At 44.8% G+C, this 21,576-nt stretch carries 18 protein-coding genes and 1 pseudogene; 1 reads left to right on the plus strand and 18 read right to left on the minus strand.

Translation table 11 applies throughout. From position 1 onward, the window contains the following. Positions 1-78: 78 nt before the first annotated feature. The 15 genes and pseudogenes from rlmB to ndk all read right to left on the minus strand — a co-directional run bounded on the left by rlmB (position 79) and on the right by ndk (position 17,326). The gene (rlmB, locus tag ICN28_RS01495) at positions 79-813 is read right to left on the minus strand and encodes a 23S rRNA (guanosine(2251)-2'-O)-methyltransferase RlmB (protein WP_255536142.1); all 735 of its coding nucleotides are present in this window, start codon (positions 811-813) and stop codon (positions 79-81) included. A 65-nt stretch (positions 814-878) separates the two neighbouring features. After that, positions 879-3,425 (minus strand): annotated as a pseudogene (gene rnr, locus ICN28_RS01500) (ribonuclease R); the annotation flags it as partial. A gap of 167 nt (positions 3,426-3,592) precedes the next feature. Further along, positions 3,593-4,939: an adenylosuccinate synthase gene (locus ICN28_RS01505; RefSeq protein WP_216285711.1), complete on the minus strand. Its 1,347-nt coding sequence runs from the start codon at positions 4,937-4,939 to the stop codon at positions 3,593-3,595. 48 nt (positions 4,940-4,987) lie between these two features. Beyond that, positions 4,988-6,154: an ATP phosphoribosyltransferase regulatory subunit gene (locus tag ICN28_RS01510; protein WP_216285713.1), complete on the minus strand. Its 1,167-nt coding sequence runs from the start codon at positions 6,152-6,154 to the stop codon at positions 4,988-4,990. Beyond that, on the minus strand, positions 6,154-7,050 hold the full coding sequence (hflC, locus tag ICN28_RS01515; protein ID WP_216285715.1) for a protease modulator HflC: 897 nt from the start codon (positions 7,048-7,050) through the stop codon (positions 6,154-6,156). Before hflC ends, ICN28_RS01510 begins: the two co-directional genes overlap by 1 nt. A gap of 11 nt (positions 7,051-7,061) precedes the next feature. Beyond that, positions 7,062-8,396 carry an FtsH protease activity modulator HflK gene (gene hflK / locus ICN28_RS01520; RefSeq protein WP_216285717.1) on the minus strand — a complete coding sequence of 445 codons (1,335 nt, stop codon included), beginning with the start codon at positions 8,394-8,396 and terminating at the stop codon, positions 7,062-7,064. After that, positions 8,389-9,612, minus strand: coding sequence for a GTPase HflX (hflX, locus tag ICN28_RS01525; protein ID WP_216285719.1), 1,224 nt, complete (start codon positions 9,610-9,612; stop codon positions 8,389-8,391). Before hflX ends, hflK begins: the two co-directional genes overlap by 8 nt. A gap of 6 nt (positions 9,613-9,618) precedes the next feature. Continuing rightward, entirely contained in the window at positions 9,619-9,864 is a 246-nt protein-coding gene (hfq, locus tag ICN28_RS01530; protein ID WP_216285720.1) for an RNA chaperone Hfq, read from the minus strand. Positions 9,865-9,963: 99 nt separating this feature from the next. Then, on the minus strand, positions 9,964-11,322 hold the full coding sequence (gene der, locus ICN28_RS01535) for a ribosome biogenesis GTPase Der (protein WP_216285721.1): 1,359 nt from the start codon (positions 11,320-11,322) through the stop codon (positions 9,964-9,966). A 2-nt stretch (positions 11,323-11,324) separates the two neighbouring features. Next, positions 11,325-12,473, minus strand: a complete 1,149-nt coding sequence (bamB, locus tag ICN28_RS01540) for an outer membrane protein assembly factor BamB (RefSeq protein WP_216285722.1) — start codon at positions 12,471-12,473, stop codon at positions 11,325-11,327. Beyond that, the gene (locus ICN28_RS01545; protein ID WP_216285723.1) at positions 12,470-13,117 is read right to left on the minus strand and encodes a tetratricopeptide repeat protein; all 648 of its coding nucleotides are present in this window, start codon (positions 13,115-13,117) and stop codon (positions 12,470-12,472) included. The genes bamB and ICN28_RS01545 overlap by 4 nt, the downstream gene beginning before the upstream one ends. Positions 13,118-13,128: 11 nt before the next feature. Further along, positions 13,129-14,463: a histidine--tRNA ligase gene (gene hisS / locus ICN28_RS01550; protein ID WP_216285724.1), complete on the minus strand. Its 1,335-nt coding sequence runs from the start codon at positions 14,461-14,463 to the stop codon at positions 13,129-13,131. 13 nt (positions 14,464-14,476) lie between these two features. After that, on the minus strand, positions 14,477-15,727 hold the full coding sequence (gene ispG, locus ICN28_RS01555; RefSeq protein ID WP_216285726.1) for a flavodoxin-dependent (E)-4-hydroxy-3-methylbut-2-enyl-diphosphate synthase: 1,251 nt from the start codon (positions 15,725-15,727) through the stop codon (positions 14,477-14,479). Beyond that, positions 15,724-16,881: a 23S rRNA (adenine(2503)-C(2))-methyltransferase RlmN gene (gene rlmN, locus ICN28_RS01560; RefSeq protein WP_216286830.1), complete on the minus strand. Its 1,158-nt coding sequence runs from the start codon at positions 16,879-16,881 to the stop codon at positions 15,724-15,726. The genes ispG and rlmN overlap by 4 nt, the downstream gene beginning before the upstream one ends. A 19-nt stretch (positions 16,882-16,900) precedes the next feature. Next, positions 16,901-17,326, minus strand: coding sequence for a nucleoside-diphosphate kinase (gene ndk / locus ICN28_RS01565; RefSeq protein WP_216285728.1), 426 nt, complete (start codon positions 17,324-17,326; stop codon positions 16,901-16,903). A 262-nt stretch (positions 17,327-17,588) separates the two neighbouring features. Between ndk and ICN28_RS01570 the strand changes: the two genes are divergently transcribed. Further along, positions 17,589-18,290 carry a Bax inhibitor-1/YccA family protein gene (locus tag ICN28_RS01570; protein WP_216285730.1) on the plus strand — a complete coding sequence of 234 codons (702 nt, stop codon included), beginning with the start codon at positions 17,589-17,591 and terminating at the stop codon, positions 18,288-18,290. Positions 18,291-18,383: 93 nt separating this feature from the next. Here the strand turns inward: ICN28_RS01570 and rlmD are convergent, their stop codons facing one another. The 3 genes from rlmD to rpoS are packed head-to-tail and all read right to left on the minus strand — an operon-like array spanning position 18,384 to position 21,575. Then, positions 18,384-19,742: a 23S rRNA (uracil(1939)-C(5))-methyltransferase RlmD gene (gene rlmD, locus ICN28_RS01575; RefSeq protein ID WP_216285732.1), complete on the minus strand. Its 1,359-nt coding sequence runs from the start codon at positions 19,740-19,742 to the stop codon at positions 18,384-18,386. Further along, entirely contained in the window at positions 19,739-20,572 is an 834-nt protein-coding gene (locus ICN28_RS01580) for a 3'-5' exonuclease (RefSeq protein WP_216285734.1), read from the minus strand. Before ICN28_RS01580 ends, rlmD begins: the two co-directional genes overlap by 4 nt. Positions 20,573-20,618: 46 nt before the next feature. Then, the gene (rpoS, locus tag ICN28_RS01585; RefSeq protein ID WP_216285736.1) at positions 20,619-21,575 is read right to left on the minus strand and encodes an RNA polymerase sigma factor RpoS; all 957 of its coding nucleotides are present in this window, start codon (positions 21,573-21,575) and stop codon (positions 20,619-20,621) included. Position 21,576: the final 1 nt, after the last annotated feature.

Consider the following 21,576-nt stretch of genomic DNA (forward strand, 5'->3'; position numbering starts at 1 on the left):
TTCAAAAGTTAATGGGCTGACTTTGATAAAAAGTCAGCCCATTTTTTTAATACTTAACTCCCGCTGGTATCAAGCAAGTTAAATGCCCTTTAGTATCCTTTGGCGTCTTGCTTCGTAAAGACAAACACCACTCGCTACAGAAACGTTCAGACTCTCAACCCCGCCTGACATCGGGATTTGCACCAGCTCATCACATGTTTCACGCGTCAAACGTCGCATGCCTTCACCTTCAGCCCCCATAACCAATGCAACAGGTCCACTCAAATCCACGTCATAGAGAGTTTTCTCCGATTGATCATCGGTACCGATCAACCAAACACCCGCCTCTTGAAGTTCACGCATTGTTCTTGCTAAGTTGGTCACAGCAATTAAAGGCATAGTCTCTGCAGCTCCGCTAGCGACTTTACTAACCGTCGCATTCAAATGGGCTGAGCGATCTTTAGGCACAATCACGGCATCAACTCCGGCCCCATCGGCAACACGGAGGCAAGCTCCCAAATTATGAGGATCTGTCACACCATCTAAGATCAATAAAAGCGCTGGACCCTGCAACGCATCCAAGAGCTCATCCAAGGTTTGCACCTTTGAAATGCTGTCAGCAAAGGCTACGACACCTTGGTGGCGATCATTACCAGCCAATGTTCTTAAACGTTCCGTATCGGCTTGATGTAACCTTCTACCCAAGATCGGCTCAGCAGACTTGATGAAGTCCTGCATGCGTCGATCGCGACGAGCCGGATCAACATAAACCGTTCTCAAAGACTCTGGATCTTGGCGCAATCTAGCAATCACAGCATGAAAGCCTAAAATCATTTGCTTGCCATCACTGCCCTGCTTGGACTCTTGCTTTGAATTGTTTTTTTGTTCTCTATCAGACATTAACGACGACCTTTACGAATACTAAGTTCATGCCCTTTTGATTTGGCATTACTGGCTTTTTTTGGTTTTTTACCTGCTTTAGCAGCAGTTGGTTTTTTTGTTCCGGCGTCTACACCCTTAGAGACTGATTTGCTCGCAGGTTTGACCGCTGGGCTATCAAAACCAGCTACTGAAACACCGCTTGATCCAGGCCCTTTAACACTAGCGTGAGTAGCGCTGGAGATTGGATTCGATCTGGAACTGCTTCGTGAGCGTGAAGATGATTTCTTGGCACTAGGCCCTTGTCCAAAGCGCGAACCAGATCCTGAGCCGCGTGTCGATGACTTATCGTGACTACGATCCTTACCAGAAGATCTTTCACCTGATCGATTGATTGACCCTGCTGTAGCCACCCCAATAGCGCCTGGTTTATCACCAGGCTTCACTAGACTAAATTCAATACGCCTAGCATCCAAATCAACGCGACTTACAAGCACATGAACACGATCTGTTAAACGGTAACGAATACCTGTTCGCTCCCCTCTTAGCTCTTGGCGGGCTTCATCGTACTGGTAATAATCGCCACCCAATTCGCTAATATGGATCATGCCTTCAACAAAAAGGCTTTCCAATTGAACAAATAATCCAAATGTTGCAACACCCGTAATCGTGCCTGCATATTCTTGACCTAAGTGATCGCGCATGTAGTAACACTTCAACCAAGCTTCCACATCCCGTGAAGCTTCATCCGCACGACGCTCATTGGAGGAACAATGAACCCCCAACTGTGACCAAGCAGCAACAGCTTTCGATGCATCTTGCTTGGCTTTAGCGCCACGAGTTGTTTTTACAGCAGGATTAGTCTTGGCGTCTTCATGTGATTTTTTAGCATTCACCGCATTCACACGACCAGGACCACTCTTAGGCATTGCCAAGTTCAAAACCACATCTCCAGGTATAACTGGGGAGTATTTCTTTTTAGCTAAGATAGCTTTGATCGAGCGATGCACCAGCAAGTCAGGATAACGACGAATGGGGCTCGTGAAATGAGCATAAGCATCGTACGCCAATCCGAAGTGGCCATAATTGTCAGGTTGATAAACAGCTTGCTGCATGGATCGAAGCACGACTGACTGCAACATGCTTGCATCAGGTCTTGGCTTGATCTCCTCAATCAATTTTGCAAAATCTTTTGGTCTTGGTTTATCTGAGCCACCCAAATGAAGACCCGCAGTTCGAAGAACCTGCTTTAGAGTCATCAACTTCTCCACAGAAGGTTCAGCGTGAACTCGGAACAAGGAGGCATGACCATTTTTATCTAAGAAATCAGCAGCGCAAACGTTAGCTGCCAACATGCACTCTTCGATAACGCGATGCGCTTCATTACGGATCCTAGGCTCAATGCGTTCGATCTTACCTAGTGAATTACTAATAATCTGGGTTTCCGTAGTCTCAAAATCAATTGCCCCGCGCTTATCCCTGGCTGACCTTAAGATTTTGTATAAACTGTACAGACGATCTAGATTCTTTTTAAGATGCTTAAATCTTGCAGCCTCAGGGCCATTTGAGTTACTTAGAATTTCCCAAACGGTGTTGTAAGTGAAGCGTTGGGCCGAATGCATCACCGCTGGATAGAATTGATAAGCTTGCACTTCACCGTGAAGATCAATCACCGCATCACAAACCATGCACAAACGATCAACTTCCGGCTTTAACGAGCAAAGACCATTAGAAATTTTTTCTGGGAGCATCGGAATCACACGACGCGGAAAGTACACGGATGTGGCGCGAGTAATCGCATCAGTATCTAGCGGATGATCTGGTTTGACATAGTGCGATACGTCAGCAATCGCCACAATTAAACGCCAGGCTTTATCTTTGCCCCACATCACAGGCTCACAATAAACCGCATCGTCAAAGTCTCTGGCATCTTCACCATCAATCGTGACCAAAGGAATGTCTCTGAGGTCAATTCTGCCCTCAAGATCTTCTTCACGAATCTCATCTGGCAACAATTCAGCTTCTTTGAGAGCCGCTGGTGAAAATTCGTGTGGCACACCATATTTACGAACGGCAATTTCGATTTCCATACCTGGATCATCAATCTCTCCAAGCACTTCAACGACTCGACCAACGGCCTGTCGATAGCTATCTGGATAATCAATGATTTCAACTGAAACCACTTGGTTTAATTTGGCATTTCCCTGCCCTTTAGGCGGAATCAGAATGTCGTGACCGATGCGTTTATCTTCAGGTGCGCAAATTAAAACGCCATTCTCGTTGAGCAATCGTCCAATCACAAACTTGTTAGCATGGTGAATCACTTCACTAATTTGACCCTCTGGTCTGCCGCGGCGATCTAAACCCGAAACTTTAACAACCACTTTATCTTGGTGCATGACACGTGACATTTCACGCTCATTCAAGAAAACATCTTCTCCACCGTCATCAGGAATAACAAACCCAAAGCCATCTCGATGACCTTGAACAGTTCCTTGTTTTTCGGGTAGTTGGCGGGCTTTTGCTTCTGATAAGGCTAAAGTCCCTTTATTGCTTTTTTTAGTCATACCTCATTGTCTTATATTAATGTGAAATTTCACAATAATTTATGATGGAATCCATAAAGGACTTAGATTTAAGCCTGAATACCCTTGCCAGATGGTTTTACCCCGAATTAATTTGAGGCAATAAAAAAGCGCGTTATATCAACGCGCTTTTTTAAATCGTAGGTTAATTAAGCTTCGAAAGGATGCTGAAGCAAAATGGTTTCATTACGATCTGGACCGGTTGAAACCATGGCGATAGGCACACAAGCCACCTCTTCAACGCGTTTCAAATAATTCTGAGCTTCTTTCGGTAGCTGATTCCAGTCTTGGATTCCAACAGTACTACCTTTCCAACCTGGGAAAGTCTCGTAAATTGGCTCACAACGAGCAACAGCATCAGAACCACGTGGCAATACATCCAACTTCTTACCGTCTAGGTTGTAACCAACACATAAACCAATTTTCTCTAAACCATCTAAAACGTCTAATTTAGTCATGCACAGACCTGAAACACCGCTGATCTGAATAGAACGCTTTAGTGCAGCAGCATCCAACCAACCTGTACGACGAGGGCGACCGGTCACAGAGCCAAACTCTTTACCAACCTGAGCCAAGCGCAAGCCAATTGGATCTTGTGCCTTAGGATTGTCATGGTCATAAAGTTCACTTGGGAATGGTCCTGAGCCCACACGCGTGCAATAAGCTTTCGTGATACCTAAAACGTAGTGAAGACTTCCAGGACCCACACCTGAACCAGCTGCAGCATTACCAGCCACGCAGTTAGATGAAGTGACAAACGGATATGTGCCGTGATCGATGTCCAATAAGGCACCTTGAGCACCTTCAAACAAGAGGTTTTTACCTGCTTTTTGAACGGCATCTAAATCACTAGAAACGTCTGCAACGAGAGGTCTTAATTGCTCAGCATAGCCCAGCATGCTATCTCTAACTTCTACAAAATCCAAAGCTGGCGCTTTAAAGTACTGAGTCAACACGAAGTTGTGATATTCCAAGTTTTCTTTTAGCTTCTCAGCAAAAGATTCTGGGAAGAATAAATCTTGAACGCGCAAAGCACGACGAGCCACTTTGTCTTCGTAAGCAGGGCCAATACCGCGACCAGTTGTACCGATCTTAGCGTTGCCACGTTTCGCTTCACGGGCATGATCAATCGCCACGTGATACGGCAAAATCAAAGTTGTCGCTTCAGAAATCTTCAGTCTTGAGCGAACATCTACACCAGCAGCCTCTAACTCACCGATCTCTTTGAAAAGAGCCTCTGGGGAAAGCACAACGCCGTTGCCGATATAGCAAGTGACCCCTGGACGCATGATGCCAGAAGGAATTAAACGCAAAATAGTCTTTTGGCCATTAATAATAAGCGTGTGACCAGCGTTATGACCGCCTTGGAAACGAACAACGCCTTCAGCATGATCTGTTAACCAGTCAACAATCTTGCCTTTACCTTCATCACCCCATTGGGTACCAATTACAACAACATTGCGGCCAGACTTGCTGGCTGATTTCTGAGCTGACATATAAACCAAAAAAGAAAGAATTAATTAGAAACTGCAAAAAAGAGCATTTTACGCTCTTGTCTTGAGGACCCAAGCACCTTTTTGCTCAACAAGTTCTCGATCGCAATGAAACTCATCGCCATCCTGCTCATGACCTGGCAACAATTGAATCACAACCTCGCCCTGAGCACGTAGTTTTGATATTTCTTGAGTTAAAGCAGCATCATGAGACCAAGGAGCCAAAATCGCTGACTTTTTGGAATTAATATTGGAAAGACGCGCTAACGTCATGATATCTAAGGAGAAACCTGTTGCTGGACGTGAACGGCCAAATGCAGCTCCCACCATGTCATATCGCCCACCTCGAGCAATCGCTGCAGGTAAACCTGCCACGTAGGCGGCAAACATCACCCCGCTGTGGTACTGATAACCCCTTAAATCCGAAAGGTCTAGGTTGAGTCTAGGGGCATTAGGCAAGGCCTTCAAAGCCTGGCATAGGCGCTCCAGATCATCTAAAGCGGCTGTTACACCCGCCACTTTTGGTAAATTTTGTCTAGCTAAGGCTAAAACACTAGTAGGTTCACCACTGAGGCTTACCAAAGCCAAAATAGCCGCTTGAATCGGCGCAGGCCAACTAGCTAACAAAGCTTTTAAGCCTGGGAGGTCTTTTGTCTGCAAAGCGCCATAGAGGGTACTCAAAGCTTCTTGTCCGGGCTCAAAATCCCCCAAAATAGCTGTTAATAAACCTGCATGACTCATATCCAAGGTAATCTCGCCCACTTGGCTGAGAGTTAATACCTCATTGAGTAGTTTTTGAACCTCAAGATCAGCTTCCCAGCCAGCATGTCCATAGATCTCCGCACCCAACTGCAGTTGCTCACGAGACATTGCCCCCGGAGCTGCTAAGGTGTGTAAAACAGAACCGGCATAACAAAGTCTTGTCACGCCCTGACGGTTTAATAAATGCGCATCAATTCGTGCAACTTGAGGGGTGATATCCGCACGAAGACCTAATGTTCTTCCTGAGAGCTGATCAACTAACTTGAACGTTTTAAGGTTCAACTCTTGTCCAGCGCCAGTTAACAATGAGTCCAAATATTCCAACATCGGCGGCATCACTAACTCAAAACCATAAGTTTGGAATCGATCTAATAAGATACGGCGAAGTTCTTCAATCTTTCTTGCCTCAGAGGGCAAGACATCAGCAATGTTTTCAGGTAATAACCAACGATTCATTATTTAGCCACCGGAGAAGAACCATTTAAGCGACTACCTCTCATGAACTTTAAAAATTCAGAGTTAGGCTCGATCACCATTAAATCTTGCTTAGTTTTAAAGCTATTGCGATAAGCATCTAAGCTTCTATAGAACTGAGCAAACTGAGGGTCGCGTCCAAAAGATTCACCGTACAAAGCTGTTGCGCGAGCATCGCCTTGACCTTTGATCTTCTGTGCATCACGATAAGCACGGGATAAGATAACGTCGCGCTGACGTTCTGCATCCGCTCGAATCTTTTCTGATTCAGCAGCACCTGTTGAACGTAACTCATTCGCGACGCGTTTACGCTCCGCTTCCATACGACGGAAAACTGATTCACTGATCTCAGCCAATAAATCGATGCGCTTTAAGCGAACATCCACAATCTCAATACCAATATCAGCGGCTTCTTCCGCAACTTTTTTACGAATGTTTTGCATCACTTGTTCGCGTTGCTCTGAAATAAGTTCACGAACGGTACGCTTCGTGAATTCTTCATTCAATGCTGACTTAACTAACTGATTTAAACGATCTTGAGCCATACGCTCATCACCACGGAAGCTGATGAAGAAACGACGTGGCTCAACAATGCGCCACTTGACATAAGAATCCACTAATAAGTTTTTCTTTTCAGCCGTAATAAAACGCTCAGCATCGGGAGTATCAATCGTCAAAATGCGACGCTCAAAGAACTGCACGCTCTGAAATGGTGGCGGTAACTTAAATTGCAAGCCTGGCTCTTCAATAACTCTCTTTAATTCACCGAAGGCGAAAACAGCTGCATATTGACGCTGATCCACAACAAAAATAGTCGATGAAAACAGGCCGAGAATGATAAAAAACCCAGCGATGATTGGAAATATACGATTAGTCATTTTTTTAACTCCTAGCGCTCACGACTACGCAAGCCGCTAGAACCATCTCGTGGATTACCAGCTGCGGGAGTAGAGTTTAAATTCGGGGCGCTAACCACAGGTGATGTGGTGTTAGCCGGTGTATTGCCTACAGTGTTGGAAGAAGGAACCATTGGCACAGTCGAAGGTGTCACTTGCTGAATTAGTTTATCCAAAGGCAAATACAGCAAACTATTTCCGTTTGATTTTTGATCAACCATGACTTTGGTTACGTTGTTATAGATCTCTTGCATCGTATCGATATACATACGCTCACGAGTGACCTGAGGTGCTTTAGCATATTCAGTCTGAATCAACTTGAAGCGTGTTGCATCACCTTCTGCAGTAGCTACTACTTTTGCTTTGTAACCTTCGGCCTCTTGCATCAAACGATCAGCGGCACCTCGAGCCTTAGGAATGATGTCGTTAGCATAAGCTTGGCCTTCATTCTTTAGACGTTCGCGGTCTTGACCTGCCTTAACAGCATCATCAAATGCAGCTTGGACCTGCTCTGGTGGCTGAACGTTTTGAACCGTCACGCTAGTTACAAAAATACCCACCTTGTAACTGTCTAAAATTTTCTGAATAGACAAGCTCAAATCAATCGCTAACTTTTCACGATTCTCGTACAAAACATTGTCCATCTTGCTCTTGCCAACGATTTCACGAACAGCTGTTTCTGCAGCTTGCACAACGGCAGCATCCGGTTCTTTGTTGTTAAACAAATACTCCGAAGCATCCTTTAAGCGATACTGAACAGCAAACTTCACGTCAATAATATTTTCATCTTCTGTCAGCATTGATGAATCTTTAAGATTTGAAGCTTTGATCACCGATGAACGACCTACTTCGACAGAGCGAATGGCTGATAAGTTAACCACTTCATGAGATTGAATCGGCCAAGGTAAACGATAGTTGATACCAGGTAAGGTTGTATTGCTGTACTTACCAAATTGAAGCACAACGCCAGTCTGGCCCTCTTGGATCATGAAGAACCCACTGAAAACCCAAACCACGACTGCAACCAAAACAATGATGCCGGCACCAATGCCAGACTTCATACCATCTCCAGATGGACCTCTAGATCCAGGAGGAGGATTGCCACCGCCCTTACCCTTACCTTTGAATAAACCATTTAAACGCTGATTAAAGTCGTTCCATAACTGATCCAGATCAGGAGGACCATCTTGTCTTTCTGGCTGACGAGGTCTCTCCTCCGGCTTAGAAGTATTGGTATCTTTATCGCCACGACCGCGCTGCGGGTCTGACTGATGGTTATTACCCCAACCGGGATCATTAACAGAGAATATTTGTAGTAATTTACGCATCAAAGGGAGAATACATTCCTGTACGAGTATGAAAAATATCTAACGATTCCCAACGCTTTGTCGGGGCCTGTGGATCTAAATCTGCAACTGATGGGACAAGCTCTACAGTGGGTTCAATTCTATCAGTGTTCTTTGCTAAATCCGCCAAAGTCTCCCTGAGAAGATCTAAACCCAAACCTTCTTTAGCTGAAATATAAATAGCGACAACCTTGCCATTTCTGTCATAGCGCAGAGTTGGTCCTCGCTCCATTAAAGCAGGAACTTGATCAATTTTATTAACCACAATTAACTGAGGGCTTTGATCGGCACCAATTTCAGCTAAAACCTTATCGACCTCTAACATTTGCTGCTCACGATCTAAGCTAGAAGCATCCACAACATGGAGCAGCAAGTCAGCTCGAACAGTTTCATCTAATGTAGCTCTGAAAGCCTCCACCAATTGGTGAGGCAGATCCCTTATGAATCCGACGGTATCTGAGACAACTGCATTACCAACTTCAGGCAAGTACACTCGTCTTGAAGTTGTATCCAGGGTTGCGAATAACTGGTCAGCCGCATAAGAACCCGCCTTGGTCAAAGCATTGAATAAGGTGGATTTACCCGCATTGGTATAACCAACCAAGGAGACAGAAAAAACCCCACCTTTTTCCCTAGATCGTCTTTGAGTAGCTTGTTGGCGCTGCAACTTCTCTAACTCAGCCTGAAGTCGTTTGGCTTTATTTTCAAGCATTCGGCGATCCAACTCCATCTGGGTTTCACCAGGACCACCACGCATACCAATACCGCCCTTTTGGCGCTCCAAGTGACTCCAAGCTTTTACTAGCCTTGAGACCTGGTAGCGAACATTGGCTAACTGAACCTGTGTTTTACCAACATGGCTCTTAGCTCGCTGAGCAAAAATATCCAAAATTAAGCCCGTGCGATCAATCACATGACAATTCAAGTGTCGCTCTAAATTTCTTTGCTGGACCGGCGATAACGCATGATTGAAGATAGCCAACTCAACCTCATGAGCAGCCATTTGCTCACGAAGCTCGGTCGCCTTTCCAGAGCCCATATAAAGAGCTGGGTCAGGCTTTGAACGCTTTGCAATCATAGTCATAACCGGCCGCGATCCGGCACTGGATGCCAACAAACTTAGCTCCGCCATACTGTCGGCAAAATCAGGTTTACCGCCAGGATCTATTCCTATTAAGGCTGCTTTAACGGCTTCCATACCTAATTAAGAATTAGGAGTTCCTTCATCCATTCGGAACTCCACAGCTCTTGCTGGTACAACCGTAGAGATAGCGTGCTTATAGACCATTTGGGTGACTGTATTACGTAACAAAATAACGTATTGATCAAAAGATTCAACGTTGCCTTGCAACTTAATACCATTTACCAAATAAATGGAAACGGGGATATGCTCTTTGCGTAAAGCATTGAGAAATGGGTCTTGCAAAAGTTGGCTTTTATTAGGGTTCATGCCGCTCCTTCTTTCTTTTTATTTATTGGGAGTCTTACTCTATTATTTTTTAATAACGTCTACTGCAAGTTGCTACTATAACGAAGCTGTAAAAATTTGCTACTTACCCCGTTTTTTCTTACTCTTATCCTGGTCAACAAAGGGGTTTTGACCAGTTCGGAATTCAAGTCGAAGTGGCGTACCGCGCAATTTAAATGCTTCTCTAAAACGCCCTTCCAAATACCGACGGTAACTATCTGTTACACCACTCAGAGCATTACCGTGGATCACCACAATCGGAGGATTCGAGCCACCTTGGTGAGCGTAGCGCATCTTCGGCCGAGACATACCCACACGTTTAGGCTGCTGGAACTCCACAGCCTCCTCTAATATTCTGGTCAGTTTTGGCGTTGGCAACTTTGACATGGCTGCGGCATAAGCAGCATCCACATCTTTAAATAGTTCTTTAATGCCAAAGCCTTTAATCGCTGAAATCGGATGAACATTCGCAAAATCTAAGAAACGTAACTTTCGAGCGATATCGGTACGGGCACGTTCTTTGTTGTAATCATCCATGCCATCCCATTTATTAACCGCTAAGACTAGCGCTCTACCTGCATCTACAATAAATCCAGCGATATGAGCATCTTGCTCAGAAATATCTTGCTGAGCATCCAACATCAAAATGACCACGTTAGCATCCGCAATGGCTTGCAAGGTTTTAACAACTGAGAACTTCTCAATCGCTTCAAAGACTTTACCGCGTTTGCGCAGACCTGCCGTATCAATCATCACATAGGGTTTGCCATTGCGGGTAAAAGGAACATCAATAGCGTCTCTTGTTGTTCCAGGCATATCAAAAGCAATCACACGCTCTTCACCAATCAAGGTGTTAATAAAGGTAGATTTACCTACGTTCGGACGACCGACTACAGCAATGCGCATGGGTCGATCTGTGCGATCCTCTTCCTCAGGTTCATCAGGGATACCTAACGCATCTAATGCGTCATCAATCATCTGACGTACACCATCACCATGCGCTGAAGAAATGGCGATAGGATCGCCCATTCCCAACTCATAGAAATCTGCAGTCACAGTGGAGTAGGCCATACCCTCGGCTTTGTTCACAGCCAAAATAATCGGGCGACCTGTTTTACGTAAAAAGTCTGCAATCACTCGATCTTGTGGTGCCATACCTAAACGCGCATCCACCAAGAAAATAACCACATCTGCCTCAACAACAGCCTGTTTGGTTTGCTTGGCCATTTCTGCCAAGATACCTGTCTTAGCAACAGGCTCAAAACCGCCTGTATCAATACAAATAAACTCGCGCTCACCGACACGACCGTTACCATAATGTCGGTCACGAGTTAAACCTGAAAAGTCAGCTACCAAGGCATCACGAGAACGTGTGAGGCGATTAAATAAAGTCGACTTACCCACATTAGGGCGGCCGACAATCGCAATAACTGGTTTCATAATCAGTTAGGCTTATAAGCAGCTAAAGAACCACTTCTAGATTGAATAATTAATAAGCCATTTGCAATAATCGGTGCAGCACTAATCGCACTACTATCGACTCGAATACGGGCAATTGGATTACCACTGGATTGCTCTAAAAAATGCAAATAACCTTGTTTATCACCCATCACTAACAAGCGGCCGGCGGCTAAAGGCTCGCCTAAATCCCGCCAAGTCATTGTCTCATTGCGCCAAACTTCAACACCATCATCAGCACGATAGGCTACTAAATGTGATTTTTCATCCGCAGCAAAGACAAACTCTTGCGATTGAGCAGTACCCGTATAACTTGAAAAGTCTTTAGTCCAAGTGAAATTACCTGTGTTTAAATCACCACAACCAATACGCCCCTGAAAGGCTACCGCACACAATCTACGACCCACCAAAGTTGGTCTCGCAGCAACATCCGTCATGCGCTCAATTTCAGAAAAACCTTTTGGGTAAGCCAATGAGGTTTCCCAAAGAACGTTACCAGTGCTCAAACTCATGACGCCAATTTTTCCACCAGAAAACCCAGTCACAAAAGCATCAACAGCAACAGGTACCATCGCAAAACTTGTTCTCAAAGCTAAGGCTGTTTGAGGGCGAAGATAGGACCAGCGACGCTTTCCAGTTTTAGCATCTAGGCCGAAAAAACGGTTGTCAATTGTTCTAATAACAGCGACACCGCCTAATACTAAAGGCTCAGTTAAGACTTCACTGCCAACGGTCTCTTCCCAAATTTTTTCACCCTGCGCACTGTAAGCGTAGACAACACCCTTAGCGGTACCTACCACAATCACAGCGCCATCACTGCCTGGGCCTGAAGATAGATCAGAAGGTGCTTTTACCTCCCAAACCTTCTTACCACTAAGGATATCGATCTTGCTGATCAAACCATTACCTGCAGAAGTGTAGATATAGTCACCAGCAACAACTGGACGCATGATGAAAGTTTCTGACTTGCCCACACTGGTTGACCAAACAGAGGTCACACTAAGTTTCTCTTCAACAGAGACTAATTTACTAGGCTCTCTTTTATTAGAGCTTGAACAACCAGCTAGGCCGATAGCTATAGATAAGGCTGTGAGAATAGTTAATGCTGAGATACGATTTATAGAACGGCTCATGAACGACCTCCAACTGCATCTAATTTAATTTTTAACAAGCGCTTTGATTCATCTGAAGCATCTGGATTTTTGAGTAACTGATCCCAAGCTTTTTGGTAGAACTGGCGAGCATCAGTGACCTTTTGTTGCGCTAATTCAACATCCCCACGTCTTTCAAGCATTAATGGCTCAAAAGCTTTAGAAACGGATTCAGCAGACACTTTACGAGCCTCATCCATCTTATCTTGATCAATTAATAAAGAGACTAAGCGCGCTCTTGCGACATCTTGATGAGCATCTACTTTGGCATGACTCATTGCCCAACGAAGATTCTTCTCTGCGTTAGCTAAATCACCAGCGGCATTGGCAACTTGCGCTGCAACCAATGAGGCCATACCAGCATAACTAGTCGATTTATATTGATCTTGCAACTCACCAACCGCCTTCAAAAGCGAAGGAACATCTTGTTTTTGAGCACTAGTCAACAATGTCTCATAGACTTTGCTAGCACCAAGAGAGTTCTTTTTGCTCCACCAAGCAGATCCTGCATAAGTAACATAACTGACTGCCAGCACTAAAACCACCGACAACAACCATTTACCATATCGCTTCCACCAGGCTTTTAGTTCCGCCAACTGCTCTTGTTCTTCTAGATTGAAATGCATAATTTGATCGCTTATTCTGAAATAGATACCAATTGGTTGATGACTGCATCAACTAAACCGTCAAGTGCAACGGTCGATTGCTGACCATTACCCCGTAAATCTTTTAACTGAGCCTGCCCCGCTTGCAACTCATCAGGTCCAATAATAATCGCATATGCGGCCCCGCTACCATCCGCCTTTTTCATTTGAGACTTAAAGCTAGCAGCAGCACCGTCTGGTGAGCAATGCAAAATCACCTCAATACCAGCACTTCTGAGCCTCTCAGCAACTACCATTGCTGCTTCTAAAGTGTCACCTGCTTGATGCAACACATAAACATCACAACCAGCTTCAAGATCTGAAGTGAGGCCCTGCTCTTTCATTAATTCAATCACGCGCTCCATACCCATTGCCCAGCCACATGCTGGAGAGGGTTTACCCCCCATTTGAGCCATCAAAGGATCGTAACGACCACCACCAGCAATCGTACCCTGAGAACCAAGTTGATCAGTCACCCACTCAAAAACAGTGAGGTTGTAATAATCAAGACCACGCACAAGGCGTGGGTTAATCGTAAAGGGGAGATTATTTGCCTTGAGTAGTCGCTGAACGCCTTCAAAGTGCTTAAGAGATTCCTCACCTAGAAAGTTCAATAACTGTGGGGCAGACTCCACAATCGGCTTCATAGCAGGATTTTTACTATCCAAAATACGTAGAGGATTAGTGTGCAAGCGACGTTTAGCATCCTCATCTAATTCTGACTCATGCTTTTTAAAGTGCTCAATCAGAGCTTCTCTGTGAGCAGCACGTTCATTCGCTTGACCTAAAGAATTCAACTCCAAACGAACGCCAAATAAACCAAGATCATCCCAAAGCCTCTGGCACATTAAAATAATTTCAGCATCAATATCCGGACCCGCAAAACCAAGAGCCTCAATACCTAACTGATGAAATTGACGGTAACGACCACGCTGAGGACGCTCATGCCTAAACATCGGTCCGGTATACCAAAGGCGCTTAGGTCCTTCGTATAACAAGTTGTGCTCAATAACGGCCCTAACAGCAGCAGCAGTCCCCTCAGGGCGCAGCGTTAATTGCTCTCCATTCAAACTATCTTCAAAGGAGTACATTTCCTTTTCAACGATATCGGTCACCTCACCGATACCACGCTTGAACAATGCAGTTTGCTCAACAATCGGCGTTCTAATTTGTTGGTAGCCATATGATCTCACCAAGCTCTGAATGGACTGCTCTAGATGCGACCACAAAGGAGCCTCAGCCGGCAATAGATCATTCATGCCTCTAACACCAGTGATCTTGGCTAGCTTATCCTGGTTACCCTGATTGTTTTGATTACTAGAACTCATAAATGGATGTCGCTTAACGTTTAGTTTGATAAGTATTTTTGACATACTCATCGACAATAATTTGGAACTCTTGTGCAATGTTGTCACCCCGAAGAGTTTTAACTTTGACGCCATCCACAAAAACAGGAGCAGCTGGTGACTCACCAGTACCGGGCAAAGAGATACCAATGTTGGCATGCTTGCTTTCACCAGGCCCATTCACAATACAACCCATCACAGCCACATTCATGGCCTCAACACCAGGGTAATCTTTTTTCCAGATCGGCATTTGGTGACGCAAATAACTTTGGATATTTGAGGCTAACTCTTGGAAGTATGTGCTGGTTGTGCGACCACATCCAGGGCACGCAATGACCATTGGTGTGAAATGACGCAAGCCCATAGTTTGCAAAATCTCTTGAGCGACGATCACTTCATTTTCACGAGGAGCTCCCGGCTCAGGCGTTAATGAAACTCGAATCGTATCGCCAATACCTTCTTGTAACAAAATGGCTAAAGCCGCAGTTGAGGCGACAATGCCTTTACTTCCCATACCCGCTTCTGTCAGACCTAGATGCAAAGGGTAATCACAGCGCATCGCCAAATCGCGATAAACCGCAATCAAATCTTGAACCGCACTGACCTTGCATGACAAAATAATTTTGTCTCCAGATAAACCAATCTCTTCGGCTCTAGCAGCTGACTGCAACGCCGACTGAATCAATGCTTCAGACATAACTTGACGCAAATCCAATGGTTCAGACTTCGCCGCATTGTCGTCCAGTAACTTAGCCAATAAGTCTTGATCCAAACTGCCCCAGTTCACACCAATACGAATCGGCTTGTCATAACGACAAGCTAACTCAATCATTTGTGAAAATTGCGTATCTCGCTTAGCACCCTGCCCCACATTGCCAGGATTAATTCGGTACTTAGAGAGCGCTTGAGCGCAATCAGGATAGTCGGTTAATAAGGTATGGCCGTTATAGTGAAAATCACCAACTAGTGGCACATGAACATTTAATTTATCTAACTGCTCACGAATCGCGGGAACAGCAGCTGCAGCAGCTGGCGTATCGACAGTGATTCGAACAATTTCAGACCCTGCTCGAGCAAGTTCTTTAATTTGAATGGCAGTACCAATAGCATCAGCTGTGTCGGTATTCGTCATGGACTGAACACGTACCGGCGCATCACCACCCACTGTGATAACTTGATCGCGCCACTGCACAACAGCTTGCCGAGATACGCGGCGCTTCGATGCTGAATTCACAGAGTTACTCACGAGTCCAAGACTCCACGATCAAACTTAACAACCTGCATGCGCTCACGTACATTTGTTCGATCTTGCACGTCACCAGCTAACTGACCACATGCAGCAGCAATATCATCGCCACGTGTTTTACGAACGGTAGTGATAATTCCAGAATCCATTAAACGCTTAGCAAAATCCTGCACTCTCGCTGTTGAAGAACGTTTCAAGCCTGATTCTGGAAATGGGTTAAAAGGAATGAGGTTGAGCTTGCAAGGAATTCTCTTGAGCAACTCAACCAATTCTTTCGCATGTTGATCTGTGTCATTCACACCATCCAACATGCAGTATTCAAATGTTAAAAAATCTCGCGGCGCAAAAGGTAGATAGCGCATGCAAGCTGCCATCAATTCTTTTAACGGGTATTTTTTATTAATAGGTACCAACTCATCTCGTAACGCATCGTTTGGCGCGTGAAGAGAAACGGCTAAGGCTACTGGTAAATCATTAGCTAAGCGATCCATCATAGGCACAACACCCGAAGTTGATAAAGTCACTCGGCGACGCGATAAACCATAAGCATGGTCATCCAACATCAATCGCATTGCACCAACCACTGGCTCATAGTTCAATAAGGGTTCACCCATGCCCATGAGGACCACGTTGGAAATCACACGACCTTCGTGCTCCACAATCGGTGTACCGTCATAACTATCAATACGACGAATTGCATGAGGCTCTCTACGAAGCGTGTGCTCAGCCATCCACAACTGGCCAATAATTTCACCCAAGCTGAGATTTCTGGAGAAGCCTTGTTTGCCGGTAGAACAGAATCGACAATTAACAGCACATCCTGCTTGAGAAGAGATGCACAAAGTGCCTCGATCGTCCTCTGGGATGTAAACCATTTCAACCGCGTCACCAGCCCCAACATCCAATAACCACTTACGGGTGCCATCGGCTGCGTGCTGATCACTGATAATCGGTAAAGCTGTGATTTCAGCTTTTTCAAGAAGTGTTGCTCTAAAGGTCTTAGCCAAATCACTCATCTGAGTGATATCGGCCTCACCTCGCTGATGGATCCAACGCAACAACTGTTTGGCGCGAAAAGGCTTCTCCTGGAGGCTAGCAATATACTCACTAAGCCCCTCAGGATCAAAATTTAGCAGGTTGGTGCGTGAATCAATCAATGTGACAAATTAAAAATTAACGTGCAAAAACTTGCATGCCTGGGAAGAAGAATGCAATTTCCACAGCAGCAGTTTCAGGAGCGTCTGAACCGTGAACAGCGTTTGCATCAATGCTGTCAGCGAAGTCAGCACGAATCGTACCTTTATCAGCCTTCTTAGGATCTGTAGCACCCATCAAGTCACGGTTCTTAGCAATCGCGCCTTCACCTTGCAAAGCTTGAATCATCACAGGACCAGAAATCATGAAATCAACTAGATCTTTAAAGAAAGGACGCTCTTTATGAACACCGTAAAACTGCTCAGCTTCTTGACGTGAAAGATGAGCCATCTTGGCAGCAACCACTTTCAAGCCAGCAGCTTCAAAACGTGCGTAAATTTGACCAATAACGTTTTTTGCTACTGCGTCAGGTTTGATAATAGAAAGTGTGCGCTCAATCGCCATGAATAGACTCCAATAATTGATAGATTAAAAGGGGAAATTATACAGGTTTTACTGGGCATAAACCCTAGCTTAGCCGCCTAGAAGCATTGATTTTTAAGGAAAAGTCGCCAAAATCTCAAATTGAGCCAGCTCTTAGAGGTTAGAAACACCCCTATTTAGGTATCAACAATCTGAAAACCCCTTGAATTTTCTATGAAATGGCTATACTTAAGACTCAAGTCCAGCAATGGGCGACACATGTTTAATACATAAAGGAGTTCAAATGAGCGATTTCAACACTTATGGTTTTGGGCACGGCGGCGCTACAACGAGCGTTCAAGTCCGTAACCGGGTGTTACGTAACACCTATGCCCTATTGGCATTAACTATGGTTCCTACGATTTTAGGTGCTTGGATTGGTGTTGCAACAGGTTTTTCACTATTTGCTGGCAATCCATTCATTGGATTGATTGCCTTTATGGCTATCGCTTTTGGTTTTTTCTGGGCCATCCAAAAAAACAAAGATAGCGGCTTAGGCGTTGCATTGCTTTTGGGCTTCACTTTCTTCATGGGCTTGATGTTATCTCGTCTTATTGGCTCAATCCTTGGATTTAGCAATGGCGCTAACCTGATCATGACTGCCTTTGGCGGCACAGCGATCATTTTTGCCGGTATGGCCACTTTAGCTGGTACCGTTAAAAAAGACCTATCTGTCGGTCTTGGTAAATGGTTGTTTGCTGGCGTGATCTTATTGATTGTTGCTTCAGTAGCCAATATTTGGTTGCAGATGCCTGCGTTGATGTTAACAATCAGCGTTGCAGCGATAGCGATTTTCTCAGCATTTATCTTGGTTGACGTGCAACGCGTGATCAATGGTGGTGAGACAAACTATGTCATTGCTACCCTAAGTATTTATCTAAGCGTTTACAACGTGTTTAGCAACTTACTAGCTATTTTGGGTATTTTTGGTGGTGATAGAGAGTAACTCGATCATCAGCGATCAAAGAAAAACGGCTTAGTCTTCTAAGCCGTTTTTTATTGGCACTTTACTCTTCACTTCTTCACTGCTTGACAACTATCAACGCTCGAAGACGGCTATCGACTCTACATGAGATGTATGAGGAAACATGTTAATCACCCCTGCTGATTTGAGCTGATAACCTGCCTGCCCCACCAAAATACCGACATCTCTTGCAAGAGTTGCTGGATTGCAAGAAACGTAAACAATCCGCTTTGGTAAATAGGCATGATCCTCAGGGTCGCTTGATTTTGCCAAATCACTTAAGGCTGTTGCCAAGGCCATTGCCCCGTCTCTTGGCGGATCAATTAACCATTTGGCGGCGCAACCCCATGACCGAATAATTTCTGGAGTGACTTCAAATAGATTGGCGCAAGCAAATGTCACTCGATCAGATAGCTCATTGTGCCGAGCATTCTCTAAAGCTCTTTGAGTTAAACCCTCACTACCCTCAATACCAAATACTTCCTTAGATACTCGCGCCAAGGGCAAGGTAAAGTTACCGATCCCACAAAATAGATCCAAGACTCTTTCATGGGGCTCAGGAGCCAGCAAACGAATCGCCCTGCTAACCAAGACTCGATTAACCTGGTGATTCACTTGAGTGAAGTCTGTTGGCTTGAAAGGCATCTCAATATCAAACTCAGGCAAGCGATAACAAAGCTGACTTTGCTCAGGATAAAAAGGCTGTGCTGAATCCAGATCACCCGGTTGCAACCACAAGTGAATCCCATGGGTCTTTGCAAAATCTTTAATCAGCTCTTGGTCTTTTTTACCTAACGGAGCCATGTGCCTTAAAACAAATGCCGCAATGGGCTCTTCAGAATTGGCACCCTCTCCCAGGGCAAATTCGATTTGAGGGAAATTCTCGGGTTGAGAGAGCGATTCAATTAACTCGCGCCAACGAGGTAAAAGATCAGAAAGCTGTTTCGGCAAGATGTCACACGACACCATATCGGTAATCCGGCTAGCTTTCTTTTGATGGAAACCCACCAAAACTCGTCCCTTCGGAATTTTAAAAATAGAAAGTCGCCCGCGGTAGCGATACTCCCAGGAGGGACCTGCAATCGGTCTCAATAGCACACCAGCTTTTGTTCTTCCCAAATACCTTAAGTTATCTTCTAGCACGCGTTGCTTCATCGCCAACTGAGCACGGGTTTCTAAGTGTTGCATGGAGCACCCACCACAAACTCCAAAAGACGGGCACTTTGGCGTGATTCGACTTGGTGAAGCTTTATAAATTTTTAATAGACGAGCCATTTCAAACTTACTTTTCACCTTGGTGGTTTCATACTCGACATCTTCACCAGGCAACGCATCGCTAATAAAAACCACCTTACCAGGTCGTCCATTTTCATCAAGAGGTCTTGCAACCCCTTGAGCCTCTAAATTAAGCGATTCAACAAAGACTCTGGTCACAGGGTATCTTTAGGGTCAGATGCAAAAAGCTCAAGATACTGCTGCCAAAAAGCACCGGATGGTGTTTTGGATTCTTTAAGCAACTCGGCTTTGACGAATTTAATTTCATCCTCGTACTCTTCTGGCGTAACCCCGCCACGCATGCGTTGGAAACGGCAATACAAGAGATAGGTATTCACAACATCCGTTTCGCAATAATCTCGAATTTCTTTAATCTTGCCGTCCAAGAAACCTTGCCAAACTTGGCCACCATCCATCCCCATCTTTCCTGGGAAGCCACACATTTTGGCCAAGGCATCCAATGGTGCGTTGGCACGACCTGAGAATTTCGCTAACAAATCCATCAGATCAATATGGCGCATGTGGTAACGACTGATGTAGTTATTCCATTTGAAGTCACGGCTATCGCTATCACCGCTCTCACCCATCTCCCAGTACCTCGATGAGGTAACACCATTTAACAGCGCACGGTAATGAAGAACCGGCAGATCAAAACCACTACCATTCCACGAAACCAATTGAGGCGTGTATTTTTCAATTAAATCAAAAAATGCCTGAACAATTTCTTTCTCCGAACTATGGGCATCCCCCAAACTACCTACTTTAAATTGAGGTAAACCCTCTTTGGTTGTTCTTCTAATCACGCAGGAGATCGCCACAACTTTTTGCAAGTGAAGCGGCATAAACTCTGTGCCTGTTTTTTCTTTGCGATCCGCTAATGCTTGAGTAACCACATCCAAATCACTGACCGAATCAGGAATACCTTCTAAGCGACGAATGCCGGCTGCATCGGGGATGGTTTCAATATCAAAAACTAGTACGCCTGCCATAAATTTCTTTCGGTGATTTAATTTATAAGTTTACTTAAACGTTGATTTACTTATCGAGAATAGCGTCTTTATCTAAACCATGGCTATGTAAATATTTCTTTAGTTTGATTAAAGCTTCTTGCTGTATTTGGCGAACACGCTCTTTAGATAGATTAATTTCTTTAGCCACTTCTTCGAGGGTAGCTGGCTCTTGGTTATCTAAACCAAAACGTCGAATCACAACCACACGCTGATCGTCCTTGAGACCTTTTAACCAACTGTAGACCATCTCATCTAATTGTGAACGCTCCACACCTTGATCGGGACCGGCCGTGCGCTCATCAGAAATAAAATCTAACAAGCTTGATCCAGGGTCTAAGTTCGTTGGAGCATCAAGGGAGGTCGTGTGCTCTGCCATTGCCAGCGCATCCACCACATCTTCAATTGACTTACCGGTTAAGCTGGCAATATCTTCAATATGTGGGCTACGTGCCTCGGAGGCTAAAGCTTGCTCCAAGTAACGCCTAGCTCTTAATACTTGATTGATCTCTCGAATCACATGAACGGGCAAGCGCACAGTTCTCACTTGGCTCATCAATGCTTTTTCAACACTTTGTCGTATCCACCAAGTAGCATAGGTTGAAAACCTAAACCCTCGTTCAGGCTCAAACTTATCCAGAGCATGCATGAGCCCTAAATTACCCTCTTCAATTAAATCAGGAAAAGGCAAGCCACGGTTCATATACGTTTTAGCGATGCTAACCACCAAGCGCAAGTTATGCTCAATCATGGCTTGACGTGCCAGAAAATCACCCGCCTTAGCTTTTGTGGCTGCTTCTAATTCTTCAGCGGGTGTTAACAGCGGTTTACTTGAAATTTGCTGCAGGTAACGCTGAACTAGATCAGCACTTAACTCAGCAGCTAAAACTTCTTTGATTTCCTCAGGGGTCATCCCCTGATCATCAAACTCACTCAGATCAGAAATATCATTGGAAGAATGCTTATCTGAATCTAGCGGCTTCATT

This window comes from Polynucleobacter sp. 30F-ANTBAC (assembly GCF_018882385.1).
Classification (GTDB): domain Bacteria; phylum Pseudomonadota; class Gammaproteobacteria; order Burkholderiales; family Burkholderiaceae; genus Polynucleobacter.

Excerpts from the sequence above, each read along its gene's own strand:
- der (WP_216285721.1), bottom strand. The coding sequence starts at position 11,322 with ATGAAACCAGTTATTGCGATTGTCGGCCGCCCTAATGTGGGTAAGTCG.
- ndk (WP_216285728.1), bottom strand. The coding sequence starts at position 17,326 with ATGGCGATTGAGCGCACACTTTCTATTATCAAACCTGACGCAGTAGCA.
- ICN28_RS01545 (WP_216285723.1), bottom strand. The coding sequence starts at position 13,117 with ATGCATTTCAATCTAGAAGAACAAGAGCAGTTGGCGGAACTAAAAGCC.
- hisS (WP_216285724.1), bottom strand. The coding sequence starts at position 14,463 with ATGAGTTCTAGTAATCAAAACAATCAGGGTAACCAGGATAAGCTAGCC.
- hflX (WP_216285719.1), bottom strand. The coding sequence starts at position 9,612 with ATGGAAGCCGTTAAAGCAGCCTTAATAGGAATAGATCCTGGCGGTAAA.
- rpoS (WP_216285736.1), bottom strand. The coding sequence starts at position 21,575 with ATGAAGCCGCTAGATTCAGATAAGCATTCTTCCAATGATATTTCTGAT.
- rlmB (WP_255536142.1), bottom strand. The coding sequence starts at position 813 with ATGATTTTAGGCTTTCATGCTGTGATTGCTAGATTGCGCCAAGATCCA.
- ICN28_RS01570 (WP_216285730.1), top strand. The coding sequence starts at position 17,589 with ATGAGCGATTTCAACACTTATGGTTTTGGGCACGGCGGCGCTACAACG.
- hflC (WP_216285715.1), bottom strand. The coding sequence starts at position 7,050 with ATGACTAATCGTATATTTCCAATCATCGCTGGGTTTTTTATCATTCTC.
- ICN28_RS01510 (WP_216285713.1), bottom strand. The coding sequence starts at position 6,154 with ATGAATCGTTGGTTATTACCTGAAAACATTGCTGATGTCTTGCCCTCT.
- bamB (WP_216285722.1), bottom strand. The coding sequence starts at position 12,473 with ATGAGCCGTTCTATAAATCGTATCTCAGCATTAACTATTCTCACAGCC.
- hfq (WP_216285720.1), bottom strand. The coding sequence starts at position 9,864 with ATGAACCCTAATAAAAGCCAACTTTTGCAAGACCCATTTCTCAATGCT.
- hflK (WP_216285717.1), bottom strand. The coding sequence starts at position 8,396 with ATGCGTAAATTACTACAAATATTCTCTGTTAATGATCCCGGTTGGGGT.
- ICN28_RS01580 (WP_216285734.1), bottom strand. The coding sequence starts at position 20,572 with ATGGCAGGCGTACTAGTTTTTGATATTGAAACCATCCCCGATGCAGCC.
- ICN28_RS01505 (WP_216285711.1), bottom strand. The coding sequence starts at position 4,939 with ATGTCAGCTCAGAAATCAGCCAGCAAGTCTGGCCGCAATGTTGTTGTA.